General features: G+C 55.8%; 14 protein-coding genes. All 14 read left to right on the forward strand.

Annotated features, from left to right (window positions below; all coding sequences use genetic code 11):
- Positions 1-11: 11 nt before the first annotated feature.
- The 14 genes from H7R56_RS12475 to H7R56_RS12540 all read left to right on the forward strand — a co-directional run bounded on the left by H7R56_RS12475 (position 12) and on the right by H7R56_RS12540 (position 11729).
- Positions 12-1127: a phage protease gene (locus H7R56_RS12475; protein WP_182928262.1), complete on the forward strand. Its 1116-nt coding sequence runs from the start codon at positions 12-14 to the stop codon at positions 1125-1127.
- Positions 1124-2044, forward strand: a complete 921-nt coding sequence (locus H7R56_RS12480; RefSeq protein ID WP_023293638.1) for a Mu-like prophage major head subunit gpT family protein — start codon at positions 1124-1126, stop codon at positions 2042-2044. The genes H7R56_RS12475 and H7R56_RS12480 overlap by 4 nt, the downstream gene beginning before the upstream one ends.
- An 88-nt stretch (positions 2045-2132) precedes the next feature.
- Positions 2133-2603 carry an HI1506-related protein gene (locus H7R56_RS12485; protein WP_182928263.1) on the forward strand — a complete coding sequence of 157 codons (471 nt, stop codon included), beginning with the start codon at positions 2133-2135 and terminating at the stop codon, positions 2601-2603.
- A complete protein-coding gene (locus H7R56_RS12490) occupies positions 2603-3025 on the forward strand; it encodes a gp436 family protein (protein ID WP_023293636.1) in 423 nt (140 codons plus the stop codon). Before H7R56_RS12485 ends, H7R56_RS12490 begins: the two co-directional genes overlap by 1 nt.
- A complete protein-coding gene (locus H7R56_RS12495) occupies positions 3025-3558 on the forward strand; it encodes a phage protein Gp37 (RefSeq protein ID WP_023293635.1) in 534 nt (177 codons plus the stop codon). Before H7R56_RS12490 ends, H7R56_RS12495 begins: the two co-directional genes overlap by 1 nt.
- Positions 3555-3728: a DUF2635 domain-containing protein gene (locus H7R56_RS12500; RefSeq protein WP_115258398.1), complete on the forward strand. Its 174-nt coding sequence runs from the start codon at positions 3555-3557 to the stop codon at positions 3726-3728. The genes H7R56_RS12495 and H7R56_RS12500 overlap by 4 nt, the downstream gene beginning before the upstream one ends.
- Positions 3725-5245 carry a phage tail sheath subtilisin-like domain-containing protein gene (locus tag H7R56_RS12505; RefSeq protein WP_182928264.1) on the forward strand — a complete coding sequence of 507 codons (1521 nt, stop codon included), beginning with the start codon at positions 3725-3727 and terminating at the stop codon, positions 5243-5245. The genes H7R56_RS12500 and H7R56_RS12505 overlap by 4 nt, the downstream gene beginning before the upstream one ends.
- A 9-nt stretch (positions 5246-5254) precedes the next feature.
- Positions 5255-5611 (forward strand): phage tail tube protein, encoded by a 357-nt coding sequence (locus tag H7R56_RS12510; protein ID WP_023293632.1) that lies wholly within the window; start codon positions 5255-5257, stop codon positions 5609-5611.
- A gap of 9 nt (positions 5612-5620) precedes the next feature.
- Positions 5621-6064 carry a phage tail assembly protein gene (locus tag H7R56_RS12515; protein ID WP_023293631.1) on the forward strand — a complete coding sequence of 148 codons (444 nt, stop codon included), beginning with the start codon at positions 5621-5623 and terminating at the stop codon, positions 6062-6064.
- 129 nt (positions 6065-6193) lie between these two features.
- Positions 6194-8155 carry a tape measure protein gene (locus tag H7R56_RS12520; protein WP_023293630.1) on the forward strand — a complete coding sequence of 654 codons (1962 nt, stop codon included), beginning with the start codon at positions 6194-6196 and terminating at the stop codon, positions 8153-8155.
- A gap of 11 nt (positions 8156-8166) precedes the next feature.
- Complete coding sequence (locus H7R56_RS12525; RefSeq protein ID WP_023293629.1) at positions 8167-9591, forward strand: DNA circularization protein; 1425 nt, start codon at positions 8167-8169, stop codon at positions 9589-9591.
- Positions 9581-10714, forward strand: coding sequence for a phage baseplate assembly protein (locus H7R56_RS12530; protein WP_123277547.1), 1134 nt, complete (start codon positions 9581-9583; stop codon positions 10712-10714). The genes H7R56_RS12525 and H7R56_RS12530 overlap by 11 nt, the downstream gene beginning before the upstream one ends.
- Complete coding sequence (locus H7R56_RS12535) at positions 10711-11295, forward strand: phage baseplate assembly protein V (protein ID WP_023293627.1); 585 nt, start codon at positions 10711-10713, stop codon at positions 11293-11295. Before H7R56_RS12530 ends, H7R56_RS12535 begins: the two co-directional genes overlap by 4 nt.
- Positions 11292-11729 carry a phage GP46 family protein gene (locus tag H7R56_RS12540; RefSeq protein ID WP_023293626.1) on the forward strand — a complete coding sequence of 146 codons (438 nt, stop codon included), beginning with the start codon at positions 11292-11294 and terminating at the stop codon, positions 11727-11729. Before H7R56_RS12535 ends, H7R56_RS12540 begins: the two co-directional genes overlap by 4 nt.

An 11729-nucleotide genomic window follows, 5' to 3' on the forward strand; every position in this document is an offset into this window, starting at 1 on the left:
ACGAGCAGGCCATGAAAACAAAACCTTCCTCTTTTGGTATCGCCATTCTTGCGGCCACCGTCGGTGATGACGGCTGGTGCCAGTTGCTTCCCGCCGGGCGTTTTCGTGCCCGTGATGGTCGGCCGTTCGATGTTGCTGATGGCTGGTATATGGATGCGGCCATCGCTGCACGTCTGATTGATGGCGTCCGGGCTCTTGGCCAGGACGTGCTGATTGATTACGAGCATAACCAGCTGCGCAAGTCTGAAGGACTTTCGCCTGATGAACTGAAAGCGGCTGGCTGGTTTAACGCTGATGAAATGCAGTGGCGTGAAGGCCAGGGGCTTTTTGTTAAGCCTCGCTGGACACCTGCGGCGCTGACCTATCTGGCCAACGAAGAATTCGGCTTCCTTTCGGCCGTTTTTCCTTACGACCTTGTTACTGGTGCACCAACCGTGCTGCGCATGGTGGCGCTGACCAATGACCCTGGCGCGACTGGCATGCAAAAGCTGGCGGCGCTGGCTGCTTCCTTTGATGAACTCACTAACCACCCACATGAGGGACGTCCCATGAATGAAAACCTGCGTCAGCTGCTGGCGCGACTCGGTATCACGCTGGCTGAGAATGCTGCCGTGACCGATGAGCAGGCCACAGCCGCACTGTCAGCTTTTGATGCGCTCAAGGGCAAGGCAGATAAGCACGATGAACTGAACACCCGTGTGACTGCACTCAGTGCTGAACTGGTTACGGCAAAAGCCGAATCCGGCACGCCAGACCTCACCAAATGGGTACCGGTGGAAACCTATAACGCCATTCGCCAGGAGCTGGCAGAGGTCACTGGTAAACACTCCACGGTTTCCCTTAGCGCTGTTCTGGATAAGGCGGAAACCGAAGGCCGTATCTTCAAATCCGAGCGGGCTTACTTTGAGCAGGTTGGCGCTCAGGTTGGGGTTGTCGCACTCTCTGCTCAGCTCGATGCCAAGCAGCCGATTGCGGCGCTGACTGCACTACAGACTGCGACGACCAGTATCCCTGATACCCGCCGCGAAGGTCTTACGGCGCTGTCTGCCGATGAAAAATCAGCAGCAAAAGCACTCGGCATGTCTGAAGCCGAATACCAGAAACTCAAAGAGGAAGGCGATAAATGATCGTTACCCCGAGCTCCATTAAGGCCCTGATGACCTCATTCCGTAAGGATTTTCAGGGTGGTCTGGATGGTGCGCCATCCCAGTACCAGAAAATTGCCATGACGGTACCGTCATCCTCCAAATCCAATACCTATGGCTGGCTGGGTAACGCGCCGCAGCTGCGTGAGTGGGTCGGTGCGCGAGTTGTGAATCAGATGGCGGCCAGCGCTTACACCGTGGCCAACAGAACCTATGAAGGCACCGTCGGCATCAGTCGTGATGATTTCGAAGATGACAACCTTGGCGTTTACAGCCCGATGTTCTCTGAGCTGGGCCGTTCTGCGGCTGTACAGCCTGACGAGCTGGTGTTTGGCCTGCTGAAAGATGGCTTTAACCAGGCATGTTATGACGGCCAGAACTTCTTCGATACCGACCATCCGGTCTATTCGAAAGTGGATGGCACCGGGACGGCGACGTCTGTTGCGAACGTCTTCCAACAGGCCGCTGACTGGACGGGTGATAGCTGGTATCTGCTGGACTGCTCCCGTGCTATCAAGCCGCTGATCTTCCAGGACCGCCGCAAGGCTGAACTGGTTGCAAAAACAGCCATCACTGACGAACACGTCTTTACCGACAACGAATTCCTGTTTGGTGTCAGCTGTCGTCGTGCGGTGGGCTTTGGTTTCTGGCAGATGGCGATGGCCATGAACGCCGATCTGACACTCGACAACCTCTGGACCGGCTGGACCACCATGCGCAAATTCCACGCCGATGGTGGCCGTCCACTGGGGCTGCGTCCTACTCACCTGGTGGTTACTCCGGGCAATGAGAAAGCGGCCATCCAGTTGCTGGAGCGTGAACTGATTGCCGGCACCAACGGCGTCGTCAGTAACGAAATGAAAGGCAAGCTGGAACTGGTGGTCGCTGACTACCTGTAAGTTACCTGCAGTCTTAAACCGATGTTAAAGGCGGTTAATCCGCCTTTAACCTGCCGTTTAACGTGGATTCAAAGGGAGAACCCATGTCATGTCAGAAGAACTTAAGCAAGGCATTGATGGCACTTCACCGACTCGCGAAACAGCTGGCAATCAGCTTTTCGACCTGGTTGTCAAATGTTACCGGGACGTATACCGCCGCGCCGGCATCCCGTTCACCCGTGGCGAGAATCGCGTGGTGGGCGTCACTGAAGCGCAAGTGCGTATTCTCGAAGGCGACAGCGTCCTCAAAATCGTATCTGGCTCGCCAGCACCGGACGCGGAAGAGCCAGGGACCGTGGACAACGTGGGCCTGGGCAGTGAGCTGAAAACTGAAGAACTGAATGAGCCACCGTTGAACGAGCGCATCATTCTGGCCGTCGCGGGTCTGGATAAGTCTAACGCTGAGCATTTCACCTCTGCGGGAAAACCGCGCGTGGCTGCTGTGTCTACCGCTCTGGGGGAAATCATCTCCAGTGAGCAGCTCAATGCGGCGCTGGCCTCACAGGGTGAGGACGCGTAATGACTTATGCCACTGTCGCGGAAATGGCGTCCCGGTATCAGCGCCGCAATCTGGATCTACTGACCAAAACACGGACGGATAATAACCAGCCGGATGACGTCATCATTGATGCAGCGCTGGCTGACGCGACTGCGATGATGGATAGCTACATTGTCGCCCGCTACACATTACCGCTGACGGTGGCTCCAGCGACCTTGCCGCAGGTCTGCTGCGTCATTGCCTGGTACTTCCTGCAGGACACGCGAGCGACTGAACAATCAACACAGCGCTATAAGGACGCCATCCGCTGGCTGGAAGGCGTCCGGGACGGAAAGATTCCGCTTGGCACCGACACTGCCGGCAGTGCCCCAGATGGTGAGAACCTTGCTCAGGTGGTTTCTGATGCGCCTGTTTTCTCGCGTAAACAGCAGGGTTTTATCTGATGATTGGCGATACCGAAACCGCGCTGCTTGAGGCTGTTAAAGGACTTTTCGGCAACACCTTGCGCGATGTCGATACGCATCCGGGTACCTGGGATGATGTGGCTATCAAGCGCATGCTGCTCAGTGAGCCAGCGGTCTATATCGCCTGGCTGGGCTGTGGTCCCGGACGAACCTCTCGTGAGGTTGAAAGCCATTGGGTCCTCTACGTATGCGCCAGCATGCTCAACGGTCGTGAAGGTGACCGGCTGGGTATCTACCAGATTGTTGAGCGCCTGGTGGCGGGGATTAACTGGAAGACATTCGGCTCCACCACCGGCATGAAGCTGACCAAAGGACAAAACCTCTACACCGATGCGCAAGGGGGCGCAGGTTGTGCGCTTTACGGCCTTTATTTCAGCGGCACAACGCCCATCGATACCAGCATTGATCTCAGCTCTCTGGATGACTACGAACGCCACTGGCAGACGTGGAAACAACCAGACGGCACCCCGCCTTTTGAGGCGCATATCAACGTAAATGAGAAACAACCATGACTGATGTGCTGAAGATTAAGCCGGCTCCCGGCCGCACTGTTCGCGACCCGCAGACCATGAAACTGCTGGCCGTGGACGGTGAGACCAAGCCGCAAACCAGTTTCTGGCTGCGCCGCCTCAAAGATGGCGACGTGCTCCCGGTAGAAGCCACTAAGAAAGGTGCGAAATGAGCGATATTTCCTTTGATTCGATCCCGGCGGGCGGCGAAATTCGCGTTCCTCTGGCGTATATCGAGTTCAACAACAGCAACGCGGTTTCCGGCACTCCTGCGCCACGTCAGCGTGTTCTGATGTTCGGCCAGCGAGCTTCTGACGTTAATCAGAAGCCTGTGGGGTCGGTGCCGGCGAATACGTTGACGCGTATTTACTCCCCGTCTCAGGCATCTGCCGCATTCGGCCAGGGGTCGATGATCCACCTGATGGCGACGGAGTTCCTGAGGCTCAACCGCGTTGCGGAGCTGTACTGCATCGCCCAGGGCGATGGAACAGGTGTTGCCGATGCCGCTACCATTAAGCTGAGCGGTACAGCAACAGAGAACGGTACTCTGGTGACTTATGTTGCGGGTGTTCGTATTCCTGCCACGGTTAAGACTGGCGATAAAGGCGCGGATATCGCGCAGAGTCTGGCTGACCTGATTAATGCAAAATACGATCTGCCGGTGACAGCGACTGTCGTACCCGATAGCGGCGGCGAGAACGCAGACCCGACCCATGCCGATGTGAAGTTATCAGCTAAGTTTCTCGGCCGCTCCTGCCCGACAGATACGCGCTTCAACTATTACGATCAGGAAATGATACCTGGCGGCATTGTGGCCACGGTGACCTATCCGGCCGATACCAACAGCAACCCGGACCTGTCAGCCTCTATCGCCGCAATGGGTGATTTGCAGTTTAAATACCTGGTCATGCCTTATACCGACCCGACGAACCTGAACCTGTTGCGTACCGAATTGACGGACCGCTGGGGGCCGATTAACCAGGCGGATGGTATCGCGTTTACCAGCTATCACGGCACGATGGGTAGTCTGACGACCTTCGGGCAGAGCCGCAATGATCATCTGCTGTGCTGCCTTGGCGCACCAGCGACACCACAACCGCAGTATGTCTGGTGCACCAGTATTGCTGCTGTGGCGGCTGCGTCACTGAGCATCGACCCGGCCCGACCTCTGCAGACGCTGGTCGTCAGTAACCTGATGCCGCCGAAAGAGACAGACCTCTTCACCTGGCCTGAGCGTAATGGTCTTTTGTTTGACGGCATCAGCACCTTTACCGTCAACGACGGCGGTCAGGTGCAGCTTGAGCGTCTTATCACGACATATCGCACCAACAGCTACGGCGACCCGGACCCGTCCTACCTCAACGTTGAGACCATCGCGACGCTGAGCTATCTGCGCTATTCGACCCGCGTGCGTATTACACAGAAATTCCCGCGTCATAAGCTCGCTGACAACGGTACGAACTTCGCGCCGGGTCAACCGGTTGTAACCCCATCGATTATCAAAACGGAGCTGCTGGCACTGTTTACCGAGTGGGAGGAAGCCGGTCTGGTGGAAGACTTCACCACCTTTAAAGACGAGCTCTATGTGGTGCGCAACAAAAGCGATCGTGACCGTGTTGATGTGCTGGCCGGGCCGAACCTCATTAACCAGTTCCGCATCTTCGCGGAACAGATCCGCTTCATCCTCTAAGGGGGGAACATGGCAGGAAATCAACGTCAGGGCGTCGCCTTTATCCGCGTCAACGGCCTTGAGCTTGAAACGCTGGCGGGCTGTACCTTCACCCCTGCGGGTGACACTCGGGAAACCGTTAAAGGCAGTCGTGTCTATGGCTATAAATCGACGCCGCGTGAAGCCACACTGGAATGCAAAATCCCTGGTGGCAGCGGTATTGGTCTGGATGAAGTCATCAACTGGACGGATGTGACCGCCGAGTTTAAAGCCGATACCGGGGAAACCTGGATGATGCCAAATGCCTGGCAGACCGACGAACCACAAAACAGCGACGGTGAAATCACCATCAAACTCGCCGCTAAAACCAGCAAACGTATCGCGTAAGGAGTCACCATGTCCATGACCGAGATTAAAGACCCTGAGCTGGAAGCTTTTGAGTTCCAGCAGGAAATCCTTGATGCCCTGAAAAATGGAACTTTCCGTCTGCTCGATGGCATCCCCTATGGCGTGGGTGAAGAGGTGGAAATGCAATATGACATCACCTTCCGCGAGCTGACGGCCGGCGACATTATTGATGCACAGATGGCCTCTGAGCGAGTTGTGGAGACCAAAGCGGGTCCACAACTGGTGAGTTCACCTTCTCAGATGGGGCTGGAAATGCTGCGCCGGCAGATTGCAACTGTCGGCGCTATTAAGGGGCCATTGTCTCTGATTCTGCTTAAAAAAATGTCCCAGCGTGATTTCCATCGAGTCTCACTGGCGACCGATTTACGTGATGTTGCTCAGGCCGCGGCGATGACCCCTGACCGGGGGCGAGTGGCTGCAGTGTCGGAATGAGATTGAACAGGCGGCTATAGCGGTCGGCGTCATGCTTAAAGGGGGCCCGGAATGGGCCCTTTCTCTTCCGCTATCCCGCCTTTTCCGGCACTGCAAGCAGGCTGAAACCCTCTTTAAAAGGTAATTATCATGGCTGGGCAATTTCGCGCCTCAATCATTATTGATTTAATGGGCAATATTGCCCAGCGTTCCCGCCAGTTCTCCGGGAACATCTCCTCAATGGCTCGCAGCAGCCAGACGGCGATGAACGGTCTGCGCAATTCCGTCGCCAGTGTTTCAAACTCCATTGACCGCCTCGGTTCCTCGGCAACCCGCACGTTCGGCATGCTTACTGCTGGCGGTGCGACGATAGCCGGCCTCGGTTACACAGCCAATAAGCTATTCATCAGCATCGCGTCCACGCGAGAAAACCAACGTATCGCGCTCAACTCTCTCTACAAAGGCAACCAGCAGCATGCGTCAGAAATGATGCAATGGGCCATTCAGAACGCCAAAGACTCCACGTGGGGTCTGACTGGTGTTATGCAGGAACTGGTCAGCAGTAAATCGTTCGGTATGTCGGATAAAGAGACCACTAACTTTATCACCATGCTGCAAGACCAAGGGGCACTCAAGGGCTGGGATTTAAATGCAGCGCAAGGGGCATCTCTCCAGCTCAAACAGATGTTTTCTCGCCAGCAGATTACGGCAGCTGATGCCAACTTGCTAACAGGCTACGGTATCAACGTTTATCAGATTCTTGCAGATAAATGGAATAAAGATGTCAAGGAAGTCCGCAAGGCTGGTGAAAAAGGCAATCTAGGTCTGAAGTCTATTATTCAACTGTTTCAGGCTTTAAGTGAGGAATCGAAAGGGGCCCAGAAAACAGCGATGAACAGCTGGACGGGGCTGACCGCGCAGATGGGCGATGTGTGGGAAGACTTCGCCGATAAACTGATGAATAAAGGGCCTTTCGACATACTTAAAGGCCGTGTTAAAGGTGTGCTCGACTGGTATGGCCAACTGAGTAAACCTGGAGCAAACGGTGTAAGTGGTGTTGACCAGCTAACCGATGAGTTAGCCGCTAATTTCCAGACGGCTTTTGATACGATCAGCAGCGCCGCTCAGGAGACCTGGCGTTACCTGAAAATGGGTAAAGATGCCCTCAGTTGGGTGGATGACAATATTGTCAGCCTGAAAACGATGGCCAAGGTTATTGGTGGTATCTGGCTGGCGAACAAGGCGCTACGGATGGGCGGCGCTATCGTTCGTCCAACCTGGCAGGTTGCTACCTCACCATACCGTGCCTATCGGTGGATGCGCGGCCGAAACCAGCCAGGTGCGGGCGGGCCGGGTATGCCACCTATCATGAGCAATCCGCAGCTCATCCAGCAGGTCTTTGTCACCAACTGGCCAGCGTCGTTCGGCGGTGGTGGCGACGTCTATGCGGGTAATGGTAAACGCAAGCGTGGGCCGGGACGTGGTCGTGGCACCAGTGTCCCGGTTGTTCCATCACCTGCAGCAGCTCCTGCCGCAAAAGCGGGGCTGTTTTCCCGCATCTTCAGCGGCGCTGGCTCGATGCTTGCCGGCGCAGGCTCAGCCATCAAAGGTGCTGGTAGCTGGGTGGCCAACAGTGCCATTGGTCGTGTGGCTGCAAAAGGTGCCAGTGCGCTGGGCTGGCTTGGGCGCGGCGCAGGCCGTATGTTCTCCCGCTTTGGTGGGCCGTTGATGGCTGGCGCAATGATGGTGCCAACGTTGATGGATGAAAACGCGACGGCTGAAGATAAAGGCTCTGCTATGGGCAGCACAGCCGGCGCATGGGGTGGCGGCGCACTGGGCTCGTTGCTCGGCCCGGCGGGTACTGTTGTCGGTGCCACTCTCGGTGGTGTTCTTGGGGATTATCTGGGCGGATGGCTGGGGAATGTTTACGAGAAATTTGCCGGGAACGACAGCAGCGGCCAGCAGCAGACCCCGCCACCAGAACAGAAAGTCAGTGCTCAGGCACAGCTGAAAATCCAGCTGGCTGACGGCCTGCAGATCACCAGCACCAATATTCAGGAAGACGGCATGGGCATGAACGTCTGGACTGGTCAGAACCTTTACCCTTATTAACGGGATAAACCATGTTTGAAAGCACTGTAGCCAGCATTAACAGCGCCCGTGATTCGATGGGGCTTAAAAACAAAAGCGCAGACGGTGCGGGTTCGTTCCGTAACGTGCCATTCCTGATTTATCGTGAGCAACGCCAGACAGGTGGACGTCGAATCGTGAAACGTGAGTACCCGCTGCGTGATAAGGGTGGCGCGATTGATCTTGGGCGAAAACTGCATGAGTTCTCTTTCACTGCCTGCTTGCTGGGGAAAGACGTTGAAAACCAGAAAGACAACCTGATTGAGGCGCTCGATGCCGCTGGCGCAGGTGAACTCAGTCATCCTGAGTTTGGCACGTTGCAGGTTCTGGTCGAAACATGGGAGTGCAGGCATTCTGCCGATGACCTGAATTATTACGAATTTACGATCACCGTCTATCCGGCAGCCGAGGACAATGCGCCTGAGCCGTCTGCAGATACGGCAGCAGCTGTCAGCGCGAAAAAAGACAGTCTGTTTGGCTCTCTAGGCGATACGATGAGTGAGGCGTGGCAAACCGTTCAGGAAGCAACTGATGGCGCAGCTGCTGTGGCCGATGCTATTAGCGGTGTGTTTGAAGATATCTCCGGTGTGATTGAAAACGCTGGCGTGATGGGTAGCGTTAATGGTCTGCTTTCGGCGATCACGAAGGTAAAAGGCTCGGCGACAGCGATGGTCAATGCGCCAGCACTACTGGCCGCGAACCTTCTGGGGGCATTCTCCGGGCTGTCTGATGTGACCGATTCCGGTTCAGCATTCCAGGCGTGGGAGCGTCTGGGGGTGAATCTGAAGCGCCGGCAGTCCGGCACGACTACCGCCCATCTTGATCAGGCCGCTGCGTCCAACATTAATACACTGTATTATGTTGCGACCGTCGCCACACAGACCAGCCAGGCTGAAGCGGCATCTGCCGTTCTGACTGATGCACTGGCCACTGATGATGGACTCTCCCGCACTCCAGAACTGACGACCACGACGCCAGTCAGCTCTGTCTCCACACCTTCAGCAACTCAGCAGGACTCAGCCGCCGGAATCACCCGGAGCGATTCAACTTCTGTAGCCTCAGAGAACAGTCCGGCATCGTTTCCACTCTTTGAAAGCCAGGCTGATATCGAACGGGTTACCAGTGAACTGGGCCAGATGCTGGATGACAGCACCATTGCTGCTTCTGATGCCGGATTTACGGCCAGCAGCCTTGAACTGGCCACGTTTCGTCTTGTGGTGATTAACGATTTGCGTACTCGCGGTATTCATCTGGCGAATGTACGCAACGTCACCCTAAATCAGACGGAGCCGGCACTGGTTGCCCTGTATCGCGAAACTGGTGACAGCCTTTACTGGCAGCGTTTTGGTCGCCGAAACAGTGTACCCAATCCGCTCCTGATGCCAGGGGGCGTTTCTCTGGAGATCCTTGATGGCTGACGTCGAATTACGCACCGCAGGAAAGATTTTCGCCGGGTGGACGACCATCAATATTAACCGCTCCATCGAATCACTCTCCGGCTATTTCGAACTCGGTGTCAACGTTCAGCCAGAAACCGATTTATCATCACTTTCTCCGGGTCAGCCTTTTACCCTCACCATTAATGGCCAGACGGTCATTACCGGTTATCTCGATGGCCGTCGTCGCAACATGACGGCCGACTCTATGTCCATCACCATCTCCGGCCGGGATAAAACTGCTGACCTGATTGACTGCGCGGCTATCTATCAGGGCCGCCAGTGGAAGGGGCGCACGCTTGAGCAGATTGCGCGTGACCTGTGCGGCCCGTATAAGGTGACCGTCCGCTGGGAACTGACCGACAGTGAATCCTCAGCGCCGTTCCCGTCCTTCACACTCGATTATTCAGAAACCGTCTATGAGGCGCTGGGGCGTGCCAGCCGCGCCCGTGGTGTGCTGATGACCAGCAATGCCGCTGGTGAGCTGGTTTTCACCCGCGCGGATGAAACCCAGACCGATAAGCTGATCCTCGGTGAGAACCTGATTGAGATGGAGTTTGAAGAAGACGATCGTGACCGCTTCAGTGATTACATTGTCGCTGGCCACGGCCGCGCCAGCGGTAAAGTCGGTGACGACCAGAGCGCAAAAAACATCGCCAGTCAGAAAGCTGAGGTGAAAGACTCCGATATCACGCGCTACCGCCCGACGATCATCCTTGCTGACAGCAAAACGGATTCCAAAGGTGCCAGCGGCCGCGCGACACGTGAAATGCGTCGTCGCCTGGCTAAATCACGCACCTTCGAGGCGAAAGTAGACGGCTGGCTGCGCCGCGATGGTTCGCTGTGGATGCCTAACCTGCTGGTCGATATCGATGCATCCCGCTTCAGTATCACTACGGGACCGCTTCTGGTCAGCAAAGTCGTACTGGCGCTGGATGATCGCACCGGCATCATGACCACGCTGACGCTTACCCCGCGCGATGGCTGGCTGGTACCAATTGAGCCGGACAGTAAAACGAAAAAATCCCGTAAAAGCGAAGATAAGAGCGGCGTGGATGCGCTGGCTGAAGAGTATTACCGCAAGCACCCGGAGAAGCGCCCATGAGTGAACAGGCATTTCAGCGTCTGATTGCTCCCGTCATGCGCCGGCTGCGGCTGATGATTGGCCGCGCCGTGGTAACGCTGGTCAATGACAGCCTGAAGATGCAGAACCTGCAGGTGACGAGCCTTGATGATGGTCCACTGGATGACGTCGAGCGCCCTCTGCAGTACGGTCAGATTAGCGTCCCGCTGGCTGGCTCTGAAGCCATTATGGTGAGTCTTGGCGGCGATACTGATTCCGCCGTAGCTCTGGTGGTTGATGACCGTCGTTATCGTCCTGTCGGTCTGGTCGCGGGCGATAGCGGTCTTTATCACTACGAGGGGCACCGCATCCGCTTAACCAAAGACGGCCGGGCCATTGTGACCTGCAAAACGGTTGAGGTGTACGCTGATGAACGTGGGTTGTTCGACATGCCAAAAGCCCGGTTTACCGGTGACCTTGAGGTAGATAAAAATCTTCAGGTTAAAGGTAAAACGGAGCTTCAGGGTGAAGCCACTGCGCCAGATATCATCGTTGATGGTAAGTCCACCAAAGACCACGTACATGAAGAACATGACGGCCCATTAACTAAGGAGATGCAATGACTGACCTGGCATTCGTCTGGATTAATGGCCGGGGTGATATTGCGCAGAACGGCGAGGACATGCTGACCGACGACAGTCTGACTAATGACGTCATCATTTCTCTGCATACGGATCGTCGTGCGCTGGATTCAGATGATATTCCCGGCGATAACACTGACCGTCGTGGGTGGTGGGCAGATACCTTCCGTGACCGTCCTATTGGCTCAAGACTGTGGCTGCTTTCCCGTGAAAAGACACTCAATTCAGTGCTCACCCGCGCTGCTGAATATGCGCTTGAGGCGCTGGTATGGCTTAAAGAAGCCGGCCGCGTGAAAAAGATAGCCGTTTACGCCAGCCAGCCGGAAAGCGGCTGGTTGCAGCTGGATATTGAATTCACGCTGCCGGATGGCTCTGTCAGTCCTTATTCCTTTAAATCGCAATATAACGGAATTTAA

Source organism: Klebsiella sp. WP3-W18-ESBL-02 (assembly GCF_014168815.1).
Classification (GTDB): Bacteria; Pseudomonadota; Gammaproteobacteria; order Enterobacterales; family Enterobacteriaceae; genus Kluyvera; species Kluyvera ascorbata_B.

Coding starts and splice junctions, on each gene's coding strand:
- H7R56_RS12520 (WP_023293630.1), top strand. CDS start 6,194: ATGGCTGGGCAATTTCGCGCCTCAATCATTATTGATTTAATGGGCAAT.
- H7R56_RS12515 (WP_023293631.1), top strand. CDS start 5,621: ATGTCCATGACCGAGATTAAAGACCCTGAGCTGGAAGCTTTTGAGTTC.
- H7R56_RS12535 (WP_023293627.1), top strand. CDS start 10,711: ATGAGTGAACAGGCATTTCAGCGTCTGATTGCTCCCGTCATGCGCCGG.
- H7R56_RS12485 (WP_182928263.1), top strand. CDS start 2,133: ATGTCAGAAGAACTTAAGCAAGGCATTGATGGCACTTCACCGACTCGC.
- H7R56_RS12480 (WP_023293638.1), top strand. CDS start 1,124: ATGATCGTTACCCCGAGCTCCATTAAGGCCCTGATGACCTCATTCCGT.
- H7R56_RS12505 (WP_182928264.1), top strand. CDS start 3,725: ATGAGCGATATTTCCTTTGATTCGATCCCGGCGGGCGGCGAAATTCGC.
- H7R56_RS12490 (WP_023293636.1), top strand. CDS start 2,603: ATGACTTATGCCACTGTCGCGGAAATGGCGTCCCGGTATCAGCGCCGC.
- H7R56_RS12525 (WP_023293629.1), top strand. CDS start 8,167: ATGTTTGAAAGCACTGTAGCCAGCATTAACAGCGCCCGTGATTCGATG.
- H7R56_RS12495 (WP_023293635.1), top strand. CDS start 3,025: ATGATTGGCGATACCGAAACCGCGCTGCTTGAGGCTGTTAAAGGACTT.
- H7R56_RS12475 (WP_182928262.1), top strand. CDS start 12: ATGAAAACAAAACCTTCCTCTTTTGGTATCGCCATTCTTGCGGCCACC.
- H7R56_RS12500 (WP_115258398.1), top strand. CDS start 3,555: ATGACTGATGTGCTGAAGATTAAGCCGGCTCCCGGCCGCACTGTTCGC.
- H7R56_RS12510 (WP_023293632.1), top strand. CDS start 5,255: ATGGCAGGAAATCAACGTCAGGGCGTCGCCTTTATCCGCGTCAACGGC.
- H7R56_RS12540 (WP_023293626.1), top strand. CDS start 11,292: ATGACTGACCTGGCATTCGTCTGGATTAATGGCCGGGGTGATATTGCG.